This window comes from Knoellia sp. AC549, from assembly GCF_979258975.1.
Genome location: NZ_OZ409890.1, coordinates 2,589,683 through 2,613,164, shown reverse-complemented (window position 1 = coordinate 2,613,164; position 23,482 = coordinate 2,589,683). Strand labels below are relative to the sequence as shown.

22 protein-coding genes are annotated in these 23,482 nt (G+C 69.3%); 11 read left to right on the top strand and 11 right to left on the bottom strand.

Annotation, left to right across the window (positions count from 1 at the left end; translation table 11 throughout):
- The first annotated feature begins 3 nt into the window (after positions 1–3).
- Positions 4–363 (top strand): hypothetical protein, encoded by a 360-nt coding sequence (locus tag ACZZ98_RS12775; RefSeq protein ID WP_463516589.1) that lies wholly within the window; start codon positions 4–6, stop codon positions 361–363.
- 61 nt (positions 364–424) lie between these two features.
- Here the strand turns inward: ACZZ98_RS12775 and ACZZ98_RS12770 are convergent, their stop codons facing one another.
- Both ACZZ98_RS12770 and ACZZ98_RS12765 read right to left on the bottom strand, forming a co-directional pair.
- Positions 425–1,105 carry an NUDIX hydrolase gene (locus ACZZ98_RS12770; protein WP_463516588.1) on the bottom strand — a complete coding sequence of 227 codons (681 nt, stop codon included), beginning with the start codon at positions 1,103–1,105 and terminating at the stop codon, positions 425–427.
- Positions 1,102–2,232 carry a glycosyltransferase family 4 protein gene (locus ACZZ98_RS12765; protein ID WP_463516587.1) on the bottom strand — a complete coding sequence of 377 codons (1,131 nt, stop codon included), beginning with the start codon at positions 2,230–2,232 and terminating at the stop codon, positions 1,102–1,104. Before ACZZ98_RS12765 ends, ACZZ98_RS12770 begins: the two co-directional genes overlap by 4 nt.
- 26 nt (positions 2,233–2,258) lie before the next feature.
- On the opposite strand from ACZZ98_RS12765, the gene ACZZ98_RS12760 reads away from it, so the two are divergent.
- Entirely contained in the window at positions 2,259–3,131 is an 873-nt protein-coding gene (locus ACZZ98_RS12760; RefSeq protein WP_463516586.1) for a PIG-L deacetylase family protein, read from the top strand.
- Positions 3,128–4,213: a lysylphosphatidylglycerol synthase transmembrane domain-containing protein gene (locus ACZZ98_RS12755; protein WP_463516585.1), complete on the top strand. Its 1,086-nt coding sequence runs from the start codon at positions 3,128–3,130 to the stop codon at positions 4,211–4,213. Before ACZZ98_RS12760 ends, ACZZ98_RS12755 begins: the two co-directional genes overlap by 4 nt.
- A gap of 21 nt (positions 4,214–4,234) precedes the next feature.
- Here ACZZ98_RS12755 and asnB read toward each other — a convergent pair whose 3' ends face one another.
- The 8 genes from asnB to ACZZ98_RS12715 all read right to left on the bottom strand — a co-directional run bounded on the left by asnB (position 4,235) and on the right by ACZZ98_RS12715 (position 14,353).
- Positions 4,235–6,898: an asparagine synthase (glutamine-hydrolyzing) gene (asnB, locus tag ACZZ98_RS12750; protein WP_463516584.1), complete on the bottom strand. Its 2,664-nt coding sequence runs from the start codon at positions 6,896–6,898 to the stop codon at positions 4,235–4,237.
- A gap of 146 nt (positions 6,899–7,044) precedes the next feature.
- Positions 7,045–9,267, bottom strand: coding sequence for a protein kinase domain-containing protein (locus ACZZ98_RS12745; RefSeq protein WP_463516583.1), 2,223 nt, complete (start codon positions 9,265–9,267; stop codon positions 7,045–7,047).
- 62 nt (positions 9,268–9,329) lie between these two features.
- Complete coding sequence (guaA, locus tag ACZZ98_RS12740; RefSeq protein ID WP_463516582.1) at positions 9,330–10,946, bottom strand: glutamine-hydrolyzing GMP synthase; 1,617 nt, start codon at positions 10,944–10,946, stop codon at positions 9,330–9,332.
- Positions 10,947–11,041: 95 nt separating this feature from the next.
- On the bottom strand, positions 11,042–11,683 hold the full coding sequence (locus ACZZ98_RS12735) for a snapalysin family zinc-dependent metalloprotease (RefSeq protein WP_463516581.1): 642 nt from the start codon (positions 11,681–11,683) through the stop codon (positions 11,042–11,044).
- A gap of 138 nt (positions 11,684–11,821) precedes the next feature.
- Positions 11,822–12,196, bottom strand: coding sequence for a DUF3817 domain-containing protein (locus tag ACZZ98_RS12730; protein WP_463517778.1), 375 nt, complete (start codon positions 12,194–12,196; stop codon positions 11,822–11,824).
- Positions 12,168–12,359, bottom strand: coding sequence for a hypothetical protein (locus ACZZ98_RS12725; protein ID WP_463516580.1), 192 nt, complete (start codon positions 12,357–12,359; stop codon positions 12,168–12,170). Before ACZZ98_RS12725 ends, ACZZ98_RS12730 begins: the two co-directional genes overlap by 29 nt.
- Positions 12,360–12,393: 34 nt before the next feature.
- Entirely contained in the window at positions 12,394–12,942 is a 549-nt protein-coding gene (locus ACZZ98_RS12720; RefSeq protein ID WP_463516579.1) for an SURF1 family protein, read from the bottom strand.
- A 22-nt stretch (positions 12,943–12,964) separates the two neighbouring features.
- Positions 12,965–14,353 (bottom strand): aldehyde dehydrogenase family protein, encoded by a 1,389-nt coding sequence (locus ACZZ98_RS12715; protein WP_463516577.1) that lies wholly within the window; start codon positions 14,351–14,353, stop codon positions 12,965–12,967.
- Between the two features lie 85 nt (positions 14,354–14,438).
- Between ACZZ98_RS12715 and ACZZ98_RS12710 the strand changes: the two genes are divergently transcribed.
- The 7 genes from ACZZ98_RS12710 to ACZZ98_RS12680 all read left to right on the top strand — a co-directional run bounded on the left by ACZZ98_RS12710 (position 14,439) and on the right by ACZZ98_RS12680 (position 21,839).
- Positions 14,439–14,978 (top strand): D-glycero-alpha-D-manno-heptose-1,7-bisphosphate 7-phosphatase, encoded by a 540-nt coding sequence (locus ACZZ98_RS12710; RefSeq protein ID WP_463516576.1) that lies wholly within the window; start codon positions 14,439–14,441, stop codon positions 14,976–14,978.
- Positions 14,971–16,080 (top strand): glycosyltransferase family 9 protein, encoded by a 1,110-nt coding sequence (locus ACZZ98_RS12705; RefSeq protein WP_463516575.1) that lies wholly within the window; start codon positions 14,971–14,973, stop codon positions 16,078–16,080. The genes ACZZ98_RS12710 and ACZZ98_RS12705 overlap by 8 nt, the downstream gene beginning before the upstream one ends.
- 354 nt (positions 16,081–16,434) lie before the next feature.
- Positions 16,435–17,055 carry a glycosyltransferase family protein gene (locus ACZZ98_RS12700; RefSeq protein WP_463516574.1) on the top strand — a complete coding sequence of 207 codons (621 nt, stop codon included), beginning with the start codon at positions 16,435–16,437 and terminating at the stop codon, positions 17,053–17,055.
- On the top strand, positions 17,052–18,866 hold the full coding sequence (locus ACZZ98_RS12695) for a glycosyltransferase (RefSeq protein ID WP_463516573.1): 1,815 nt from the start codon (positions 17,052–17,054) through the stop codon (positions 18,864–18,866). Before ACZZ98_RS12700 ends, ACZZ98_RS12695 begins: the two co-directional genes overlap by 4 nt.
- On the top strand, positions 18,863–20,215 hold the full coding sequence (gene rfaE2 / locus ACZZ98_RS12690) for a D-glycero-beta-D-manno-heptose 1-phosphate adenylyltransferase (RefSeq protein ID WP_463516572.1): 1,353 nt from the start codon (positions 18,863–18,865) through the stop codon (positions 20,213–20,215). Before ACZZ98_RS12695 ends, rfaE2 begins: the two co-directional genes overlap by 4 nt.
- Positions 20,212–20,901 carry an SDR family oxidoreductase gene (locus tag ACZZ98_RS12685; RefSeq protein ID WP_463516571.1) on the top strand — a complete coding sequence of 230 codons (690 nt, stop codon included), beginning with the start codon at positions 20,212–20,214 and terminating at the stop codon, positions 20,899–20,901. Before rfaE2 ends, ACZZ98_RS12685 begins: the two co-directional genes overlap by 4 nt.
- Positions 20,892–21,839 (top strand): glycosyltransferase family 9 protein, encoded by a 948-nt coding sequence (locus ACZZ98_RS12680; protein ID WP_463516570.1) that lies wholly within the window; start codon positions 20,892–20,894, stop codon positions 21,837–21,839. Before ACZZ98_RS12685 ends, ACZZ98_RS12680 begins: the two co-directional genes overlap by 10 nt.
- 2 nt (positions 21,840–21,841) lie before the next feature.
- Here ACZZ98_RS12680 and ACZZ98_RS12675 read toward each other — a convergent pair whose 3' ends face one another.
- A complete protein-coding gene (locus tag ACZZ98_RS12675) occupies positions 21,842–22,495 on the bottom strand; it encodes a UdgX family uracil-DNA binding protein (RefSeq protein ID WP_463516569.1) in 654 nt (217 codons plus the stop codon).
- A 136-nt stretch (positions 22,496–22,631) separates the two neighbouring features.
- Here ACZZ98_RS12675 and ACZZ98_RS12670 point away from each other — a divergent pair, with 136 nt between their 5' ends.
- Entirely contained in the window at positions 22,632–23,408 is a 777-nt protein-coding gene (locus ACZZ98_RS12670) for a GAF and ANTAR domain-containing protein (protein WP_463516568.1), read from the top strand.
- Positions 23,409–23,482 lie beyond the last annotated feature (74 nt).

Genomic DNA, 23,482 nt, shown 5'->3' with positions numbered 1-23,482 from the left:
CCCATGAGCCAGCACGACGAAGTCACCCACGAGCACCCGAAGCACGACGACACCACCACGATCGAGACCCTCCTCGACGACCGCGACCGTGGCACGGACCCCGACCCCTCGCCTGCCGCTCAACCGGCATGGACGGCGCAGTCTCCCCAGACGGCGGTGCCCGAGTTCAAGTCCGGCCCCGCTCCGACCACCTCGGTCTTCGGACTCCTCGGCCTGCTCGGCGCCATCGCTGTGCTCCTCTCACAGGCCACCGATCTCGACATCCCCTGGGGCGTCGTGGGACCCGTCGCCGTCGTCGGCGCCGGAGTCCTGCTCGTCGTCCTCGGACTCGCGGGCCTGCGCGGTCAGCGGTTCAGGGGCTGAGCGAGCTGACCACCACGTAGGCCACGTCTCGTCCGGAGCGAGTGCACGGAAGGCAGAGATGTCACAGCACGGTCACACCGGCGACGGCGAGCGCCTCGGCGACAGAGCTCGCGAGCGGCAGGCTTGCCAGGTCGGCCTCGGGCACCCACCGTGCCGCGGACGTCGAACCGCCCACGTCGAGCACCACCGGGTCGGTCGGCACGGGGCAGTGAGCGGTGTGGAACAGGCGCACGGCGTGGAAGTCCTCGACCCTCCCGCTCGGCGCCCGCCCCACCCAGTGCCGGGTCAGGACGGTGAGCAGCTCGACGCCGACGACGTGCTGCCCGGTCTCCTCGTGCACCTCGCGCACCACCGCGTCCGCGGGTTCCTCGGCGGGGTCCAGACCACCTCCGGGCAGGTTCCACAGGCCGGCCGCGTTCGTCCTGTTCGACAGCTCGGTGACGAGGACGCCGCGCGAGCTGCGCACGACGGCATACGCCGCGATGCGTTGGTACTCAACCAGGTTCGCCAGATCCTCGGCCTCGAGGTCTGCGTCCAGTGGCACGTCGCCTGCGTCGGCGGACGCAACACTCGTCGGCTCCACGGCATACCGGATCGTCAGGTCGTCCGGTGAGCTGCGCGTCGCCGACACTGCCGTGCCCACCCATCCCCGGCGCACGAGCTCGACCGACGGGTCGCTCCCGTGGGCCAGGTCGAAGCGCGCCACCTGGCGGTCACCGTGCAGCGCAACGATGTCGATCACGACGCGCCCCGCTGCGCTCGGGCGTACTCGGCCAGGGTCGCCTCGACGACGCTCCCCCACGACTGTGCGGGCGGCGTGCCGAGGTTGTGGGCACGCATCTGCGCCAGTCGCGAGGGGTCGGCGGCGAGCTGTGCGAGTCCGCTCGCGAGGTCGCCATCGGAACGGCGGAGTATGCCGCCGAGGCCGTCCGCGACGAAGTCATCCATGCCGGTGCCCCTCAGGCCGGCGACGGCCAGGCCCGCGGTGCGTGCCTCGAGCGCCGCGATGCCGAACGCTTCGAGACGTGCCGTCGTGAGATAGATGTCGCTGCGCCAGTGCAGGTCGCGGAGCTCGTCGCGAGTCACGCGCCCGGGCAGGTGGACCCAGTCGAGGCCGTGCCGCCGGAGCTGCGCGGAGACGAGGCGACGCTGCGGGCCGTCGCCGACGAGCTGTGCCTCGAGACGCACGTCCGGCGCGACCCGGTCGAGCTCCTCCCGCGCGCGCCGCAGGACGTCGAGAAGCGCGCCCGGGCGCTTGCGCCGCACGAAGCGCAGGGCACTGACGACCCGCACCACACCGTCGTCGTGCCTCCCGTGACCGTCAGCGGGCTGCCACTGGTCGACGTCGATGCCGTTGCCGAGGATGCGCACGTCCGCGCCGCCGGCGATGGCGCTCACCCGGTCGGCCGCCATCGCCGACACCGCGGACAGGGCCACGCCGGCCTCACCCCACCGGCGAGCGTGACCCAGCGCTCGGAAGATCGGGGCGCTGCGGTCGATGACGCAGTGCCAGGTCGCGGCGGTCGGGAGCCCGATGTCCAACGCCACACCGATGAGATCCGTGGCGAACGGGCTGATGACGCCCATGTGGCCGTGCACCACGTCGAACGAGCCCGCGGCGAGCAGCTCACGCACTTCGTCCCGGACGAAGGGATTGACGGGTGGGGCGCCCGGGACCGGCAGGGGCAGGCGGTGCACGGTGACGCCGTCGGCGACGTCGGTCGTGGTCGCCCGGGTGTCGCCGGCCGTGGCCGTCACGACCTCGACCTCGTGCCCGGCCGCGCTCAGCCGGTGCGCGAGATCGTGCACCTGGACCTCGATCCCGCCGAGGCGAGGCAGATAGCAGTCCGACAACAGGGCGACCTTCACGAGCGCCAACCTTGCCATGCGTCAGGATGGGCACGATGACACGCACGCTCGTGGCCTTCCACGCCCACCCCGACGACGAGGCTCTGCTGACCTCCGGCACGATGGCCAAGGCCGCCGCCGAGGGGCACCGCGTCGTGCTCGTCGTCGCCACCGACGGAGCCCTCGGGCTCGCTGCGGACGAGTTCAAGAGCGGCCCCGGCGGCACCGGCGACAGCACCAGCGCCACGCACGCGACGGTTCTGGCCGACGTCCGGCTGCAGGAGACGCGCGCCTCCGCCGACGCACTCGGGGTGGCCCGGGTCGAGTGGCTGGGCTATGCGGACTCGGGCCACGAGGGCCCGATCCCGGCGGACCCGCCCGGTCAGGTGCGGTTCTGCCGCGTGCCGCTGGAGGAGGCCGCCGAGCGTCTCGCCGCGGTCCTGCGCGCCGAGCACGCGGACGTCCTCCTCACCTACGACGCGCAGGGCGGCTACGGCCACCGCGACCACGTCCGGGTCCACGAGGTGGGAGCCCGGGCCGCCGAGATCGCCGCCACCCCACGGGTCCTAGAGGCGACCGTCCCCCGCGACACGATCGCGCGGGCGGTGCTTTGGGTCGGCAAGGTCTACCACTACCCCGACGAGTTCGACCCCGGCGTCTTCGAGCGCAGCTACACCGCACGCGCGGACATCACCCACCGGATCAACGTCCGTCGCCAGGCCGGCGCGAAGCGCGCCTCCATGCGAGCCCACGCGTCGCAGGCGTCCAGCGACGGCGGCGACCGCACCCTGGCCGCGTTCCTGCGGATCCCCCGGCCCCTCTACGACCTCGTCTTCGGGCGTGAGTGGTTCCGCGACCCGGTCAAGAGCGGGGCCGGCCGAGCCGGCATACACCGCGACATCTTCGAGGGACTGCCGTGAGCACGCGCACCAAGCAGGTCATCCGCGCCGTCGTCGGCCTGGCGTTGGCCATCGCGTTGATCGGCTGGGGTTTCCCGAGGTTCGCCAAGACGACTTGGGGCGAGGTCTGGGAGCAGGTGACGATGGTCTCGGCGTGGCAGGCGCTCGGCTTTCTCGGGCTCGTGCTCGTCGGCCTGGGCTGCTACACGTTCACCTTCACCGGTTCGCTGCCCGGGCTGAGCAACTGGCGGGCGTTCATCGTCAACATCTGCGGTTCGTCGGTGAGCAACCTGCTGCCCGGTGGGGGCGCGGTCGGCCTCGCCGCGACCTACACGATCCTGCGGTCGTGGGGCTTCCAGAACCGGGACGTCTCCACCTCGGCCATCGTCACCGGTGTCTGGAACACGCTCGCCAGGATCGCCCTGCCCATCGTCGCCATCGTCATGCTGTGGGTCGGCAACGACGGGCTCCCGCGTGCCCTGACGAGCGCGGCTTGGGGCGCGGCTCTGTCCGGTCTGGCGATCTTCGGTGCCTTCGTGGCGATCCTCGCGAGCGAGCGCGCGGCGCAAACCATCGGTCGTGGGCTCGACCGCCTGCTCGGACCGCTGTTCCGACGGCGCAGGCGGACGATGAGCATCGACGCCCTCGTCCACGACATGCGCGGGCGGATCAACGAGGTCGTGCGCACGGGGTGGATGCAGATGACCTTCGGGATGATCGGGTTCTTCGGCTTCTACTACCTGCTGTTCGTCCTGATCATGCATTCGGTCGGTGTCTACGAGCCGCTCGGGATCCTCTTTGCCGCGTTCGCGATCGGCCGGCTGCTGACCGCCGTCGGCGTCACCCCCGGGGGCATGGGCGTCACCGAGTCAGCGACCGTCATCGCCCTGGTCGGCTGGGGCGCGGACGGGACCGCCGCGCTCACTGGTGTCGTCCTCTTCTCGATCTTCACCCACCTCATGGAGGTGCCACTCGGTGCGCTGGGGTGGCTCGCCTGGTCCCTCAGCCCGAGGGTCAAGAACGCCACCGGCGAGGACGAGGACCGACTTGTTGCGAGTTCCGGTCAGGCGAGCCCCCGCGAGCATGAACGGAACTCGCAATAAGTGGGCCGTTGCAGAGGCCGGTCAGTCCTGGATGAAGACGAGGGCCATCGGGGTCTGCTCGCTGCCCTGACCGAGCGGGTTGTCGGCGAACATCTCCTCGAAGCGCGCCTTGTCACCCGGCACGTCGCTGCCGAGGACGTTGCGGCCGATGTCGTTGGCGTCCATGACGATCGTCCCGGCGAACGAGTCCCGGTATGCCGCGGGCACCCGTTTCCGGATCCCTGCGGACAGCCGTGCGGCCACCTCGTCGGGGTCCTTGGGCGCCAGCTTGGCGGAGACGTTGGACGGATAGGCGCTGTACTCGGTCGGGCCGTCGATGGCGGCGATGTCATTGCCGACGAGCTCGTAGAACAGGCCCTTGCGCCCGATGGCCTTGCCCACGGCGCCACCGGCCGCGGCATACAGGACCCGGGGAAGTCCGGCCTCCTCGATGGCGAGCTGCATGGTGAACGGCGACCCGAGGCCGATGCCCGCAGGGGTGCGCGTGACATACCTGGACAGGACGCGGGCGGGCTTGCCGACCTTGATGTCCCAGATGAAGTAGGAGCGGCCCTGGGTGATGGCAATGATCTTCTCTGAGATGAAGAGGAACCACCGGCCCCGGGTTGCGGCGTCGTGCTCGGGGCCTGCGCCCGGCAACGTCTCGAAGAACGCCTCGATCCTCGGCAGCACCTTGGCGTCGAGGTCGTCACCCTCGGCGAAGAGCTCGGTCCGCAGGGGGTAGCGGCGCACGGTCTCGCCGCGCTCGGTGGTGATGTCGAGGTTCTTGCCCGCGTTGGGCTGGGTGTCGTCCTTGGGTGCGGCCTGCACGACGGCCTTGTCGACCTGGGGCGCCTCGTCGAAGAACTCCTGGAGCCACAGCTCGAGGTTGAGGAAGCGCCAGAACATCATCGTGTCGGCGTTGTTGCTGCCCTTGATCCACCCCTCGAACGCGTGGAGGACCTCGGTCTGCCTGAAGTAGGGGCGGTTCGCGAACGACTCGCTGAGGAAGATCGAGTAGAAGTGGTTCTTGAGCCGCAGGAACCACTCGGACTGCGGTGTCGTGAAGCCGATCTTGTTGCGGCGACGGTTGATCGACTCGGGCAGCACGCCGCGGGTCGCGTCCCGCAGGATGCGCTTGTTCCAGCCGTCCTTGATGATCGCCTCGTCGGTGAGGCCGAAGATGAACTTCACGACCTCCTTGTCGAGGAACGGCACGCGCCCCTCGAGGCTGAAGCGCATGGTGTTCTTGTCCTCGTAGCGCAGCAGGCTCGGCAGGCTGTTGTGGAACAGGTCCTCGATGAGCCGCTTCTTGAGGTTGCCCTGCTCGACGGGGAAGCGCTCGTCGCTGAAGCGCGACACGAACTCCGCGTTCATGAGCGAGGTGACCGGCACGTCCTTGCGGCCCTGGAGCTTGGCCTTGACCTTGAAGCGACCGAGTCGATACAGCACGTCGAGGGACTTGCTGAGCTCGGCCGCCGCGACCTTGGCGCCCTGGGCACGCAGCTGGCGGAGGTAGACCGCGTAGTAGGGGATGTAGCCGGCCATCATCTCGTCGGCGCCCTGGCCGTCGAGGAGCACGGTGACGTGCTTGGTCGCCTCGCGCATCACCTGGAACTGCGCGTAGGGCCCACTGGAGATGAGCGGCTCCTCCTGGGTGCGGATGAAGTCGCGCAGGTCGGCCTTGAACTCCTCGGGCTTGGGGAGGATCTTGTGCCCGTCGACGTGTCCCTCGCAGATCTCGAGGACCTCGTCGACGTACTTCTCCTCGTCGTTGATCGAGTTCGGGAAGACGGCGCTGAAGGTGTTCTGCTGCACGCCGACGGACTGCGTGCGCTCGTCACCCTCGTTGATGAGCTGGTTGATGATGACGGCCACGGCCGAGCTGTCGAGACCACCCGACAGCGACGTGCCGACTGGCACCTCGGACTGCAGACGCAGCCGGATCGCCTCGACGAGGCGCGCCTTGTACTCCGCCGCGGCAGCCTCGTCGTAGGGCCGCTGCTCGGTGGCGAGCTCGGCCAGCTCCTCACGCAGCCGCGTGAACATGCTTCGGCGTATGCCGCCAGCATCGGCTTCGAGCATCTCTCCCGGCTGCAGCCGCTCGATGCCGTCGAAGAACGTCTCGGTCCCGTCCTCGTGGGCGCGGAACTTCAGGTAGCGGTAGATCGAGCGCTCGTTGGGCTTCTTCTCGTAGAGGCCGCTGGCGAGGATCGGACGGATCTCGCTCGAGAAGAGCAGGGCGTCGCCCTGGTCGCCGGCCACCCGGCATACGTAGAGCGGTTTGATCCCGAAGTGGTCGCGAGCCAGGGTGAGCCGCTGCTCCTCGCGGTCCCAGATGGCCAGGCCGAACATGCCGTTGAAGCGGTCGAACGCCTCGCCGCCCCACTGCGCGAACGCCTCGAGGACGACCTCGGTGTCGCTGTCGGTGACGAACGTGCGACCGAGGCCCTCGAGCTCGGCCCGCAGGCCGAGGTAGTTGTAGACCTCGCCGTTGTAGGCGATCGTGTAGCGCCCGTCGGCGGTCGCCATCGGCTGCTGGCCGTGGGCCCGGTCGATGATCGACAGGCGGCGGTGAGCCATGCCGCAGGGTCCCTCGACGAAGATGCCCTCACCGTCGGGTCCGCGGTGCTCCTGGCAGTCGTTCATCGTCTGCAGGAGCGCGTCGTTGGCGCTCAGTCCGTGGTAGCCGGCGATGCCACACATGATTGGGGTCCTCAGTTCTGCTCGGGGTACCGGTCAAGCCTGCCATAGAGCGCGGCGACCACTCACGCGCGCCGCAAATCCTAGCCGGGGATAAAAGGCGACCTTGCGCCACGCGACCGCAAGAGATTCGGTGGCAATTGCAGCTTCTAGGTCGTCAAGCTTTCCATCGTTCGAACGACCCGGAGGCAGATATCTCCGACCGCGCGCGCCATATCCTCCGTCAAGGGCACTGGATCGACGACTATGAAAACCTCGTACACCCCAGCTTGACCAGATCGGCGCGAACCCCTTAATGAAGCGTGAGACAGCACTCTGTCGATTTGCTGGTTCAGCGCACGCCTAAGGTCCGCATTACGTAGGCCCTGAACACCAAATTCGGCAGTTGGCATCAAGCGGAACTCAAAGCCACACACATCCCCTTGATCACGAACTTGCTTTAGCTCTATCTGCGTCCGGCGCGTTCGAGACTCCATGATGAAGGTTCGAATGTTATCAGGGGCATCGGCGACAACGTCGTTGACTGCGGCGCGCATCTCTTGCAGGAATGTAGGGAGGTCCAGCGGTCGCCCGGCTGCGGCTTTCTCATGCGCTGCACGGACCGCACGGAGCGCATCGATCAGTTCCTCGAAGGATTGCGGACGCAAATCCGGGTCATGTTGGCAAGACTTTTCGTAGACCTGAACAAAGATGTTGATTGCGGAAGCGGGTATCTTGTCTCTCAAGATGGATTCGAGCGAGGCTATGTTTCTTTCTGTCTGATTAACCACAGGGTCTCGACCTGTGATCAGGAAGAACATGACCTGAGCAAAAGAGAAAATGTCAACCGTGCCGCGACGCACTGCGTCAGAATTAGAGAAGTCCCGCTGCTCTGGCGGGGCGTACAGCGCCATGCCCATGGCCGCCTGTGTTCTCTGGGTCGCGGTGGTGAACCATGCGAGGTCAAAATCCGTGAGCACCGGCTCGAAGACGTTTCGCACCTCATCCCACTGAACGAGAATATTTTCGGGTTTGATATCGCGATGTATAACGCCTTTATCATGAGCAAATTGCAATGTTTCAGCAGCCACTGACAGAAACTGAAGTTGCTGACTTACATCCCACAGAGCGGCACCGGCATCGCGCAGGTTAGGTCCGTCTATCGCCTGCATAAAGAAGCCCAGCGGTACGAGCCTCTCCTCGAAGACCTCCACAATGTTCGGGTGGCTCAGCTGTCGGTTGGCTCGATATCCGGTTTGAAACCGACCGACTTTTTCCTTGTCACCCAACTCGTTGGAGTGGAAAACCTTGAACGCCCGCTCCTGACCGTCGTCTCCCTTCATAAGCCAAACAGACCCAAAGCCGCCAGACCCCAATGCACTTTCGATTGTTCCGCCTGGTATGGCGAGCCCGTCTCCAAGATTGCAGAGATACGCCTGCTCGTAACGCAGTGACCTCAAGATCTCGACAAATTCGGTTCGGGCGCTCAGTGCGGGATACTTAGTCTCGACTTTAGCGAACCACCGCAGGATGGGCTCAAGAGCGAGAGCGTCGTCCCGGAAACCAAATTGGTTACGGTCAAGGCGGCCACCAACACTCTTTCGGGCCAAGTATGCATCCAGCTCGGAATCCGCCTGTTGGGAGATGCGTTCCAGCTCCTCGACGGGTTGGGAAATGACGGTACGAGGCGGGAGCCCCTCGCCGATACCTACTTCGGAACTCAACATCCCGCGGAACGAGGGATTTTGGTTCGCGACTGATGCAAAAGTTGCGCTGACAAAAGTGAACAACGAGGTCGGCGTTACACGCCCGTGTTCATCTGCGGCTAGGCCCGAAAGGCCTTCCAAAATTTGGTAGCTCAGGAGACCATGCCCAAGGTCACGATACTCCCGTGCCACCTCGTCAGCCAGGCAAGCTGCGATTACCGATACTTGGGCCGGAGCCCCCGCCAGACTCCGCCTGAGATCGTCATTGGTGGCCCTTTGAAACGCCGAATTGCGCACAACGTCATGCCCAGAATGACAACAATCCAAAATTATCATTGAATGTCCGCGCTTAAGCACAGCCTTATCTCGGACAAGTTCATCAATTACTATTCCGAGTTCGTAATCTGACGCATCGTGTAGCACGATGGCAGTGCCATTACTAGAACGAGCCCCATGGCCAGCGAAGAAGAATAAAAGGTCACTTACGTCGGAGTGAGCCGCTTCGTGCAGCACCCTTAACACATTCGAGCGAGTGGCGCCGGAGTCGACGAGCAAATCCACGGTGTATCCGTATTGGGGTTTTTCAAGCATCACCGCAACGTCGGACGCGTCCGCCACCGCCCAATCCAAGTTCGCAATATTTGGGTTCGCATACGTACTGACACCTACCACCACTGCCCTCTTCATGGCGCGAGACTAGAGCTGATACAGCACTCGCGCTCCCGTTTCGGTAGAACGCAGGTCTTGAGTCACTCCCACTCGATGGTGCCCGGCGGCTTCGAGGTGACGTCGAGCACGACGCGGTTGACCTCGGGCACCTCGTTGGTGATGCGGGTCGAGATCTTGGCGAGGACGTCGTAGGGCACCCGCGTCCAGTCGGCGGTCATGGCGTCCTCGGACGAGACCGGACGGAGCACGACCGGGTGGCCGTAGGTGCGACCGTCGCCCTGGACGCCGACAGAGCGGACGTCGGCGAGCAGCACGACGGGGCACTGCCAGATGTCGCGGTCGAGGCCGGCGGCGGACAGCTCGGCACGGGCGATCTTGTCGGCAGCCCGCAGGATCTCGAGACGCTCGGCGGTGACCTCGCCGACGATGCGGATGCCGAGCCCAGGACCGGGGAACGGCTGACGCCAGACGATCTCGTCGGGCACCCCGAGCTCGAGGCCGACCTGACGCACCTCGTCCTTGAAGAGCAGCCGCAGAGGTTCGACCAGCTTGAACTGGAGGTCGTCGGGGAGGCCACCGACGTTGTGGTGCGACTTGATGTTGGCCGTGCCGGTGCCGCCACCGGACTCGACGACGTCCGGGTAGAGCGTGCCCTGGACGAGGAACTCCACCGGGTGGCCGTCGCTCTCGGCGGAGCCGACGACGTCGCGCGCGGCCTGCTCGAAGACACGGATGAACTCGCGCCCGATGATCTTGCGCTTCTCCTCCGGGTCCGAGACACCCGCGAGCGCGCCGAGGAACTGTTCTCTGGCGTCCACGGTGACGAGGTCGACCCCGGTCGCGTCCACGAAGTCCTTCTGGACCTGCTCGGCCTCACCCGACCGCAGGAGGCCGTGGTCGACGAAGACACACGTCAGCTGGTCACCTACGGCTCGCTGCACGAGGGCAGCGGCCACGGACGAGTCGACGCCGCCGGAGAGGGCGCACAGCACGCGCTTGTCCCCCACGGTCTCGCGGACCTGCTCGACGAGGGCCTCGACGACGTTGTGCGCCGTCCACTCCCCCGACAGCCCCGCTCCACGCAGCAGGAAGTTCTCGAGCACCCGCTGACCAAAGGTGGAGTGCATGACCTCGGGGTGCCACTGCACACCGTAGAGACGGCGCTCGTCGTCCTCGAAGGCTGCGACGGGCGCGCCCGAGGTCGAGGCCGTGACGCGCATGCCGTCCGGGGCAGCCGTGGCCGCGTCGCCGTGGCTCATCCACACCGATTGCTCTGCCGGCTGGCCGTTGAACAGGGTGGAGCTGGTGTCCGAGAGCTGGGCCGGCGTCGAGCCGTACTCGCCCAGACCCGTGCGTTCGACAGTGCCGCCGAGCGCCTGGACCATCGCCTGGAAGCCGTAGCACATGCCGAACACCGGCACCCCGGCCTCGAGCACGCTGGGGTCGAGCGTCGGCGCGCCCTCGGCATAGACCGAGCTCGGGCCTCCGGACAGGATGATCGCCGCCGGCTGCTTCGCCAGCAGCTCGTCGGCCGGCATCGTCGAGGGGACGACCTCGCTGAAGACGTTGGCCTCCCGGACCCGCCGCGCGATGAGCTGCGCGTACTGGGCGCCGAAGTCGACGACGACCACGGGGCGGTCGGACAAGGTGTCGGGCAGGGCTTCGGCAGGGTCGGAGGTCAGGGGGGTCTCGCTCACACGCACAGGCTACCGGCGGGCTGAGGTGACACAGGTCCGGCGTCAGGGCGCGGAACGTTCCGCGCCCTGACGCCGGATCCGCGTCGCTCGAGCCGTCAGCGCCAGAGGGTGTTGACCTCGCTGGCCTCGATCGAGTCCGGGTAGGGGTTGGTGCACGACGGGCCGGGGCCGCCACCGGACATGAGCTTGCTGCACGGTTGCGTGTAGCGGTCGGGCAGCCCGAGCGCGTGGCCGGTCTCGTGGGCCACGATGCGCAGGGGGGCATAGACGTCGGACTGGGCGAAGTCCATGAAGATGTAGCCGTCGCCGTTGCCCCTGCCGTAGTAGTAGGAGCCACGGCTGTCGTTGCCCTCGTAGTACTTCAGGGCACCGGCCGCACCGTCGCGCTCGACGAGCTGGACGTTGGTCACCCGCGCGTTCCAGATGGCCGCGCTCTGGTCGATGAGCGAGTCGAAGCTCGGGGCCTGGGAGTCGTCGTAGTAGACGACGGAGGCCGCGACCGCGGGCCTCCTGGCACCGGAGGCGTCCTCACGTGCCGCCTGCTTCTTGGCCTCGGCCAGCTGCTTCTCGAGCGCGGCCTGGATCTGCGGGTCGAGGGATCCGGGCGTGTAGGCGGCGACTCCCCGGTCGGGCCCGGGCTCAGGTGCGGCGACGGCTCCGGCGGGTGCGCTGGTCAGCGCGGCTGCGCTCGCGAGGGTGACGAGTGCGGCGGAGAGGGTTCGGCGGACGTGTGCCATGAAGGGTTGCCTCATTCCTTGTCTGGATCGGTGCCCGTCGTGATCGGGGCACCTCTCCTGTCTAGGCGTCGGCACGCCAGCAGTCCCTCTGGGCCAGGTCAAGAGTCCGTCAGTGAGGTCTGCGCTTGGTCAAGTCGGTCAAGCCGCCCCCAAGCGTCCCTCGACCTCTCCGGCGACCTTGCGCTCCACCCAGAACGACAGGAACGGCACGCACCCGGCAAGCATCACGCCGATCATCCTGGGCAGTGACCAGCCGACCTTGAAGCCGAGGTTGGCGGTGGCGACGAGATAGACCATGTAGATGAAGCCGTGCGGCTGCGGCCACCAGTGCAGCGGGTTCTGCTCACCCTTCATCGACGTGCCGTACTCGAGCACCAGCTCGACGACGAGCACGAGCAGCCCGACGCCGACGATGAACGCCATCACCTTGAAGAAGGTCAGGGCCTTGCGGGCACCGGCCTCGTCGCGGATGGCCGCGCGGGGCTCACGCTGGGCGTTCGTCTGCTGGTTCATCTCGGTCACGCTCCCCATTGTCCCCTGACTCCTCCACGTCGTGGCGCACGGTCCTCCACCACAGGTAGAGCGCGAAGAGCGCGAAGACCCACCACTGCAGCGCGTATGCCGCGTTGCGCCACTTGAATCCCGTGTCGCCCGACGGGGTGGGCACCCTCTCCATCGACCCGAGCGCGCCTGCGGTGGGCGCCGGCGCCTCACCCTGTTGGAAGACGAAGGCGTTGTAGAGCTTCTCCGGGCCACCGGCCCACGAGGACGGAGGTGTCGATCGAGCCGAGCTGGCCCTCGGGAGGCGACGGGCCGGCATACGGGGACTCCGGCGGAGCCAGCCCACCCGTGACGGTGACGGTGCCGCTCGGAACGGGAGGTGCCTCGTCCGGCGAGGAGACATAGCCACGCAGGACGGGAAGTGTCGCTCCCGACGCCTCGACCCGCAGCGGCGCCACGACCCAGAACCCCGCGCGCCCGTCGAGGCGCCGCCCGGCGACGATGACCTGGTCCACGCCGAACGTGCCCGTCGCCGAGACCGGACGGGTGCTCAGGTCGTTGGGGAAGTCGGTGTGCGGGCGCAGCACCGTCTCGATGGCGACCGCCTGCTGCGTGCGAGCCTTCTCGAGCGACTCGCGCAGGGCCTCGTCCTCGGCGACACCGAGCTGCCAGCGGCCGAGCTGGACGAAGGCGAGGACGATGAGCAGCGCGACCCCGAGCAGCCCGAGATGGCGGGGCTTGAGGGCGGAGCGGAGCACCTGCCGAGCGTAATCGGCGCTCTCACGAGGCCGGCGGTGGCTCCCAGTGGACGGCCTTGACGAGGGTGAGCTCGTCGAGGAGCTCAGGGCCATAACCCCGCCCCTGACCGCTCGACCGTCTCGGGTCCGCCGAACCGCCCGGGGCACCGCCGAAGACGGCGTTGACCTTGACGGTGCCGACCTCCAGCGCCTCGATCGCCTGCATCGCGTGCGCGGAGTCCGCGGTGAGCACCGTTGCGGCCAGGCCGTAGCTCCCGAAGTCGGCCTGCCCCAGCGCCTCCTCCCAGCTGTCGACGACCACGACGGGCGCCACGGGTCCGAAGGTCTCGTCTCGCAGTACGAGCATGTCGTGGGTGCAGTCGACGAGGACCGTCGGTGGGAACCACAGGTGCTCGTCGGTCGCGTCGGAGACCTCGCCGAGCCGACCCAGACCACCTGCGACGCACCGCGCCCCCAGGACGAGCGCGTCCGTGACGTGAGCGCGCACCGTGTCGAGCTGGCGGGCATCGATGAGTCGGCACATCGTGGTGCTCTCCGCGGCGGGGTCGCCCCGTCGATGGCTCTCCGCGAGGCGGACCAGCTCCTCGATGAACGGCTCGGCAACGGACCGGTGCACATAGATGCGCTCCACCGAGGTGCACAGCTGTCCTGCGTTGGTGAAGGCGCCCGTGGCAGCCTGGCCCGCGGCCCACACCGGGTCGATCCCACTGTCGACGAGGAGCGCGTCCTTGCCACCGTTCTCGAGGATCGCCCTGGCACCGCGCGCCCCACAGACCTCGGCGATCGCGGCGCCGGACGCGCTGCTCCCGATGTGGGCGACGACTCGCACGCGCGCGTCACGCACCAGCTGCGCGCCGAGGCTGGCGTCCCCCGAGACCACACCCAGGACGCCCTCGGGCAGGTGGCTCGCGATCACCTCGGCGAGCCACAGCCCCGCGTCCTGGCTGCGCTCCGACGGCTTGTGGACGACGGTGTTGCCCGTCACGAGTGCCGCCGAGATCAGGCCGGCCGCAGCGGGGAAGGGGTCGTTCCATGGTGTCAGCACCGCGACCACCCCGTGGGGCTCACGTCGGGTCCAGTCGACACTGCCGGAGCCGCCTGCAAGGGTCCGGCCCCGTGCGCCCAGCCCCACGACGGACGCCTCCTCGAGCAGGTCGGCAGCGACCTCGGCCGAGGTGACGGAGTCCCGGAGCAGCTTGCCGGTGGTGGCCGTGAGGACGGCGCCCAGCTCCCGTGCCGTGTCGCGGACCTCGGCCGCTGCCGCCCTCAGGCACGCGGCCCTCTCCCCCGGGTCGGTCCGTCTCCAGTCCGCGAAGGCCCGGTGGGCCGCAGCAACGACGGTGGCGGCGTCATCAGGTGAGGTGGCCCGACGCGTGGGGTGATCACGAAGTGGATGCTCGCGAACTGTCATGGCTGTGACGTTCCCCCGGCAGCGTCCGGACAAACACGCTGCACACCCTCGATTGGAAGCGCTTCTCCATGGGTAGAAGCCGGTCATGCCCACGTCGCGAACGCCCTGCAGGGCCGTCCTCTTCGACAGAGACGGAACCCTGGTGGACGACGTTCCCTACAACGCCGACCCGGCTGCGGTCAGTCCTGTGAGGATGGCTGCCAGCTCGGTGAGCCGGTTGCGGTCGGCGGGCATCCGGGTGGGTGTCGTCACGAACCAGTCGGGAGTTGCTCGAGGACTCATCAGCCCGGAGTCGCTGTCAGCCGTCAACGCGGTGGTGGATGCGGAGGTGGGTCCCTTCGACACGTGGCAGGTGTGCGTCCACGGGGACGAGGACGGATGCGACTGCCGCAAGCCCAAGCCGGGTCTGGTCCTTGCCGCAGCGCGCGATCTCGACGTCTCGCCGGAGCAGTGCGTCGTCATCGGCGACATCGGTTCCGACATGCTCGCGGCAAGAGCCGCAGGAGCGCGCGGCATCCTCGTGCCCAACGACGCCACCCGCGACGAGGAGGTGCGGTGGGCCCCCGAGGTGGCCCGTGACCTCGAGGCCGCCGTCGACCTCGTCCTGGAGTCGTGCCGTGACTAGGTCCCGACCCAGGGTTCTCGGCGTCCGCCTGGACAGTGCGGGCGACGTCCTGCTGACGGGGCCCGCTCTGCGAGCGTTGGCCGCCGGCAGCGGTCGGCTCGACCTCCTCGTCTCCCCCTCGGGGTTCGAGGCCGCACGACAGCTGCCCGGGGTCGAGGAGGTCCTCCTCTTCGAGGCTCCATGGACGGGCCACCCCGCTCCCAAGGTGTCGGCCGAGCGACTCGACGCCCTCCTCGATCTGCTACGCACTCGCGCCTACGACCAGGTCGTCATCTTCACCTCCTTCCACCAGAGCGCCCTGCCGATGGCCCTGCTCGCCCGGTGGGCCGGAGTGCCGCGCGTGAGCGCCATGAGCGAGGACTACCCGGGCTCGCTGCTGGACGACCGGGTGCGGCGGTGGGAGGGCGGCGAGGCGGACATCGGCCTCGGTGGCGACCACGAGGTGACTGCGGCCCTCCGGCTGGCGGATGCGGCAGGCTTCCGGCTGCCTCCCGGAGACGACGGGAAGCTCCGCCTCGCGTGGATCCCGCCGGTGACGCGATCCCTCGTGCACAGGCTCCAGGAGCCCTACGTGGTCGTGCATCCGCGTGCCTCCGTGCCGAGCCGCTCGTTTGCCGCCGGGCAGGCCGAGGCCATCGTGCGCCACCTCGTCGGACAGGGATGGTTCGTCGTGCTCACCGGTCCGGGAGAGTGCAGGCCGTCGCCGGAGCTCCTGGGTGACCCTCGGGTGACCAACCTCGTGGGCACCACGTCGTGGCGCGACCTCACCCGGATCCTCGCTGGTGCCGTGTGCGTCGTCACGGGGAACACCGGGCCCGCCCACCTTGCCGCTGCAGTGGGAACCCCTGTCGTCAGCCTCTTCTCGCCGGTCGTGCCGGTCCAGCGGTGGCGTCCCTGGGGAGTCCCGCACGTCATCCTCGGCGACCAGCGCGCGGCCTGCCACGCGTCCCGCGCGCAGGACTGCCCGACCCCCGGGCATCCGTGCATCGGTGGGGTGAAGCCCGAGGAGGTGGCCGCCGCCGTCCGCCAGCTGGCCGGTGACCCTTCGGCCCGGCGGGCGTCAGGGCCGATGCTTGCCGAGCCCAGCGAGGTGGTCGGATGAGGATCCTGCTCTGGCACGTGCACGGGTCGTGGACGACCAGCTTCGTCTCGGGCGACCACGACTACCTGCTCCCGGTGTCCTCGGACCGGGGACCCGACGGTCGTGGGCGAGCGACCAGCTGGAACTGGCCGAGCAGTGTGCGCGAGGTCCCTATGGACCAGCTGGTGCAGGAGCTTCCCGACGTCGTCGTGCTGCAGCGGCCGCACGAGGCGGACCTCCTGCAACGCCTCACCGGACTCCGGGTCGGGCGCGACCTTCCGGCGGTCTACCTCGAGCACAACGCTCCCACCGGACATGCCGTGACCTCGCGCCATCCCGTGACCGAGCGCCCCGAGCTTCTCGGGCATCCCGGTCGTGCACGTCACCTTCTTCAACTGCATGGCCTGGGACTGCGGTCAGGCAGAGACCATGGTGGTGGAGCACGGCATACCGGATCCTGGGCACCTCTACGCCGGAACGGACCCGAGCCTGGCTGTCGTCGTCAACGAGCCGGTCCGCCGGTGGCGTGTCGCCGGCACCGACGTGGTCCTTGACCTCATGCGGGACGTCCCGGTGCACGTCTACGGCATGGAGAGCGAGGCTCTGCGCGCACCGGCAGGTGAGCGCGGACTCGACCTCGACGACCGTGTGCACGACCTGCCCCAGCACCAGCTGCACCGTGAGATGGCCCGTCACTTCGCCTACCTGCACCCCTACCGGTGGACGAGCCTGGGGCTGTCGCTCCTCGAGGCGATGACGATCGGTATGCCGGTGCTCGCGCTCGCGACCACAGAGGCACCCGCGGCCGTGCCCGCGTCGGCTGGGCTCGTCAGCAACGACATCGGCGCCCTGCGCCGTCAGGCCGCTGCGTGGCTCGCCCACCCCGACCAGGCCGCTACCTCCGGGCGCGCGGCACGGGAGCACGCACTCACGCACTACGGACTCAGCAGGTTCCTTGACGACTGGGACCGCATTCTCAAGGAGGTGGCACAGTGAAGATCGCCCTGATCTCGGAGCACGCCAGCCCGTTGATGGCCCTCGGGGGGGTGGACGCGGGCGGCCAGAACGTCCACGTCAACGCCCTGGCGCGCGGCTTGGCGCTGCGAGGCCACACGGTGGAGGTCTACACCCGCCGGGACGACCCCGACTGCGCCGAGCGGGTCGTCCTGGCTCCGCGCGTGACGGTCGTCCACGTTCCCGTGGGACCGGCGGAGTCGATACCCAAGGATGCCCTCCTCGCCCACATGGACGCGTTCGGCGACTGGGTCGCGCAGGACTGGGAGCGTCGTGGCACGCCGGACGTCGTCCATGCCCACTTCTGGATGTCCGGGCTCGCCGCTCTCAGAGCCACGACTTCCCATGGCGTCCCGGTCGTCCAGACCTTCCACGCGCTGGGCTCGGTCAAGCGCCGCTTCCAAGGAGCGGCTGACACCAGTGCCGACGAGCGGCTGGAGCTCGAGCGCCGCATCGCGGACGAGGTGGATCTCGTCATCGCCACGTGTAGCGACGAGGTCGACGAGCTCCACGCCATGAGGGCTGCCGACACCGAGATCCGGGTCATCCCCTGCGGTGTGGACACGACCCGCTTCACTCCCTTCGGCTCCCGCATCGCGGGCAGCCGACCCCATCTCCTCGCTGTCGGACGGCTGGTGCCGCGCAAGGGCCTCGACGACGCGATCCGAGCGCTGGCGATCCTGCCGGACGTGGACCTCACCATCGCCGGTGGCCCGCCCCTCGAAGCCCTGTCGGCGGACCCGGAGGCGCGGCGCCTGCAGGTTCTCGCGCGTCAGGTCGGTGTGGCCGATCGCGTCACGATGCTGGGGCAGGTGGACCACGAGGCGATGCCGCACCTCTACCGGCAGGCGGACATCGTCCTGGCCACTCCCTGGTACGAGCCATTCGGCATCACCCCTCTGGAGGCCGCAGCCAGTGGCCGACCCGTCGTCGGCAGCGCCGTGGGTGGCCTGCTCGACAGCGTCCTCGACGGCGTGACCGGACGACTCGTCCCGGCACGGGACCCGCAGAGGCTCGCGGACGGCATACGCGAGATCCTTGACGACCCCGCACTCGGGAGACGGTGGGGCGACGCCGCTCGTCAGCGAGCCGTCTCGACCTACGACTGGACCGTGGTGACAGCGGCGACCGAGCGCGCGCTGCTCGACGTCGTGCGCCGCGCCACACCGACGCAGCCGACCGAGGCGGCCACGTGGATCGCGCGCCACAACGACGATCTCCGCGCCGCCATGGCGAGCCTCGACACCCAGGCACACGTGGTGCAGGAGTGGGGAGAGGAGCTCGCAGCGGCCCTGCCGAGCGGCGCGCGTCTGCTCGCAGCGGGCAACGGCGGCAGCGCCGCCGAGGCGCAGCACCTCACCGCCGAGCTCGTCGGACGCTTCTGCGGAGAACGGCGTCCCCTGTCCGCCCTCTCCCTGTGCTCGGAGAGCTCGAGCCTCACCGCGATCCTCAACGACTACGGTCCCGACGAGATCTTCGCCCGCCAGGTCGAGGCTCACGCCAGGCCGGGCGACATCCTCGTCCTGCTGTCGACGAGTGGCACGAGCAGCAACGTCGTGCACGCCGCCAAGCGGGGCCATGAGCTCGGGATGCAGGTGTGGGCCCTGACCGGCCCCAGCCCGAACCCGCTGGCCAGCCTGGCCGACAGCGCGCTGGCCATCGACGGCGGCTCGACCGCTGCGATCCAGGAGGTCCACCTCATGGCGGTGCACGCGGTGTGCGCCGTCCTGGACGCCACTCTTCGCTCGCGCGGACAGCTGATGGTCCGCGAGCCGCAGGGGGCGAGGGCATGACCCGCGTCGTCGTCGTGGGCGACCTGCTCCTGGACCGCGACGTCGTCGGCGGCGCCGAGCGGCTCTGCCCGGACGCACCGGCGCCCGTCGTCGACGTGACGTCGGAGGTGTCCGGACCGGGTGGCGCGGGGCTCACCGCCCTGCTCTGCCGTGACGGTGAGACGGACGTCCAGCTGGTCGCGCCGGTCGGTGACGACTCAGCGGGCAGACAGGTGAGGGACGCTCTGGCAGCGGGCGGGGTCGAGCTCATCGCACTCGGCCACGAAGGCCGGACCCGGACCAAGACCCGCGTCCGCAGCAACGGCCAGACCCTGCTGCGGTTCGACGACGGCGGCCCGGGGACGCCGACCGGCGAGCTGCCGGATGCGGCGCGCGCGGCCATCGAGGGCGCGGATGTCGTGCTCGTCTCCTGCTACGGCGCCGGGACCAGCGCCGACGGGCGGCTGCGCGACCTGCTGGGGCAGCGGGCGGCACGGCGCACCGTCGTCTGGGATCCCCATCCTCGTGGGGCAGCACCGGTGCCCGGCTGCGCAGTCGTCACGCCGAACCTCGACGAGGCAAGAACGCTGAGTCGTATGCCGTCTGCTCCCCCCGACGAGGTCGGGCGGCACCTCGTGCGGCTCTGGTCCGCGAGCAGCGTGTGTGTCACGTCGGGAGCCTCGGGCGCCTGGCTCATGTCGGAGTACGGCGACCCCCTGCACGTGCCGACGCACCCCTCGGACGGCGACACCTGTGGAGCCGGTGACCGGTTCGCGGCAACGGTGGCGACCGAGCTGGCCTCGGGCGCCACGCGCGGCGAGGCCGTGGCCAGAGGGGTCGAGGCCGCCAGTCGCTGGGTGCAGTCCGGTGCGACGTCCGCCTTCCGTCAGTCGCTCGAGGGCGCCTCCGAACGGCAGACCCCGGGGCCCGACCCCCTCGACACCGTGGCGCGGGTGCGGGCTCGTGGGGGCACGGTGGTGGCGACCGGTGGCTGTTTCGACATCCTGCACGCCGGACACCTCGCCTGCCTCGAGGCGGCACGCGAGCTGGGCGACTGTCTCGTCGTGCTGCTCAACTCCGATGCGTCCGTGCGGCGCCTCAAGGGTCCCGGGCGTCCCGTCCAGCCCGCCGTGGACCGGTCGAGGGTGCTGCGCGCACTCGCGTGCGTCGATGACGTCATCGAGTTCGACGAGGAGACGCCCGAGCGGCTCCTCGGACACCTGCGCCCCGACGTGTGGGTCAAGGGCGGCGACTACGAGGGGACCGAGCTGCCGGAGTCGCGGCTGGTGCGCTCGTGGGGCGGGCGGGTCGCATTCCTGCCCTACCTCTCCGGCCGCTCGACCAGCGCCATCCTGGAGGCAGCAACATGAGGGCGGTCGGCACGGTCTATGTCACCGGTGGGTCGAGCGGTCTCGGCGCCGCCGTCGTCCAGGCGGTGCTGGAGGCGGGTGGCCGCGCCGCCGTCATCGACCGCGTGAGGCCCGACGACCCCGACGTTCCGCACGTGGTCGCGGACCTCGGTGACTCCGCCACGGCGGAGGCCGCCGTCCGCGAGCTGGTCGCCACCGTCGGACCACCCGACGCCGTCGTCACCGCCGCCGGCACCGACGCCTGCGGCGCCCTCGCCGACATCGATGTGCAGGCCTGGGAGCAGGTCGTGCGGGTCAACCTCTTCGGGACCGTCGCGGTGGTGCGGGCAGCCCTGCCCCACCTCGAACGTTCGCGGGGAACGGTGGTGACGGTCGCCTCGACCCTGGGCCTGCGCCCGGCAGGTGACGCAACGGCATACTGCGCATCCAAGTTCGGGGTCGTGGGCTTCACCCGGTCGCTCGCCATGGAGCTGGCCGGGCGGGTGGGGGTGACCCTGCTCGTGCCCGGTGGCATGCGGACGAGGTTCTTCGACGGCCGCAGCGAGCAGTACCGACCGGGACCTGACGCCCACCTCAACGACCCGGCGGACGTTGCCGAGGTCGTCGTCGGAGCGCTCCGCATGCCGGCTGGCTGCGAGCTCAGGGAGATCGTCGTGGCCACCTCGACCGAGCCCTCATGGCCCTAGGCCCCACGGACGGCACCGTGCTCGTCCTGCGGGGCCTGGGTCTCGGCGACGCCCTGACCGGAGTGCCGGCCCTCCGCGGCCTGCGGCGGGCCCACCCCGATGCCCAGCTGGTCCTGGCCGCGCCGCAGGCGATCGGGACGTGGTTCCGTCAGCTGGGCCTGGTGGACGAGGCGGTGGCGGCGACCGGGCCGCGCCTGCGCTGGGCCGGACCGCGACCGGACGTGGCGGTGAACCTCCACGGCCGAGGTCCGGAGAGCCACCGTGCGCTCGCCTCGGTGCGTCCGCACCGGCTGGTGGCGTTCGCGTGCGCCGAGGCCGGACATCTGGCAGGACCACGCTGGCCGGCACGCGTGCACGAGGTCGATCGCTGGTGCTCGCTCGTGCGGGACGCCGGTGGCGACTGCGGCCCGGAGGACCTGCGGCTGGCCACACCGCCTCGCGGGCAGCACGTCGTGCTCCACCCGGGTGCCGCGTCGGGTTCGCGCCGATGGCCACTGGAGCGATGGGTCGCCCTCGCCTCGCACCTCACCGACCGTGGGCACCGCGTCCTTGTCACGGGTTCGGCCACCGAGGCGAGCCTGTGCGCTGCGTTGGGACGCGTCGGAGCGGGCATCGAGGACACCTGCGGCCGGCTCGGCCTGCAGGAGCTGGCCGAGGTCGTCGGCACAGCCCGTCTCTTGGTCTGTGGGGACACCGGTGTGGCGCACGTGGCCACCGCGACGGGCACTCCGTCCGTGCTCCTCTTCGGGCCGGTGGCCCCGCAGTCCTGGGGTCCTCGGATCGACGCCGACCGCCATCTCGTCCTGTGGCGGCCGGCCCCGGGTGACCCTCCGGGGGACCCTCACGGAACCGCCGTCGATCCCCGCCTTGCCAGGCTCACCGTCGACGACGTGATCGGTGCGGTGGAGGAGCTGGCGGCCCGGCCCACACCCCGTTGAGGTCAGTCCAGCAGCTCGACTGCGACGCGCAGGTCTGCGACAAGGGAGCCGAGGTCCTCTCGTCGCCGACGCGACCGGAGCACCGATGCCGGATGGGCCGTGGCCACGCTGAAGCCGCCGTGGTGGTCGGGCCAGCCTGCGGGCCACGGCAGCCGGCGACCACGTCGGTCGCTCACCCTGAAGTCGGGACCGAACGCGGCCTGCCCGGCGGTCGCGCCCAGCAGCACCACTCCCCTGGGCCGCACCGAGTCGAGCTCGGCCAGGAGCCATGGCTCGCACTTGGCCACCTGCCAGCGAGCCGGTGACTTGTGCAGTCGCCTGCCATCGCGTTCTGTATGCCGGAAGTGCTTGACCACGTTGGTGCGGAAGACCGATGAGGGGTCCAGGCCCGCGGTGGACAGGGCCTCGTCGAGGAGCCTCCCGGCGGGGCCGACGAAGGGCTCACCCTCGAGATCCTCACGATCCCCCGGCTGCTCCCCCACCAGCATGAGCTCCGCGTGGCTCGGTCCGGCACCGACGACGGCCTGTGTTGTCCCACGGAAGAGATCGCACCCCTCGCAGTCCTGGGCGGCAGGCTGCAGGGTGTCCATCGAGGGCGGCGACGGCACCCAGCCGGCCGCCCCCGGCCAGTCGGCCGGTCGAGGTCGGGCTGCCATGGATCTCCTCGGGTGGGATGCGAAGCAGGGGCGCGTCTCCTACCCGTCGAGGAATCACCGCAACCGCCGCTGGGCCGATCGAAGTACCTGCCGGACCAACGGAGCCTTTGTCGTCGGACCTTCGTACACTGGGGTCATGGGTGACGTGTCTCCGCCCGCAGGCAGCAGTGCGGATCTGCTGGGGCTCGTGACGGCCTTCGACGAGCTCGGCTCCCTGATCCAGGACCACCCGCTGGCGGCATACCAGGCCCTGGTCAGGGTGACGGTCGACCGGATCCCCGGGGCTGACTGGGCCAGCGTCACCACGCTGCGGAGCAGTACCTTCCGGACCGAGGCGAGCAGCGACCCCGCAGCCGAGCGCGGTGACGCCCTCCAGTACTCCCTGGGCTCCGGGCCGTGCGTCGACGCAGTGGTGGACCAGTCCGTGTTCCACACCAACGATCTCGGGCACGACGAGCGGTGGCCGGAGTTCGGGCGCAGGGCGTCGTCGGAGCTGGGGATCGACAGCATGCTGTCCTATCGCCTGCTCATCGACGACGAGAGGGCCGTTGCCGGCCTCAACATCTACTCGCGTCGGGTCGGCGCCTTCGACGAGGACGCAGTGTCACGCGGCTTCCTGCTCGCAACCCATGGCGCGGTCGCCGTCAATGCCGCGATGCGGCAGGAGGAGGTCGACAACCTGCGCCATGCCCTCGAGAGCAACAGGGCTATCGCCACCGCCGTCGGCATCCTCATGGCGCAGCACTCGTTGACGCGGGACCAGGCGTTCAACGTGCTGTCCGTCACCAGCCAGCGGAGCAACCGCAAGGTGCACGTCATCGCCGACGACGTCATCGCGAACGGCACCCTCGACCTGACGCACTACCCGGCGCCGAGTCGGTCCTCCGTCGACGCGGGCTCGTCCGACGGCTGAGACCCCACGATGGTTGGCGTGGGCCCGCAATGGGTATGGCTTCACCGATGCCGTCCAGCCAAGGACGGTTGAGT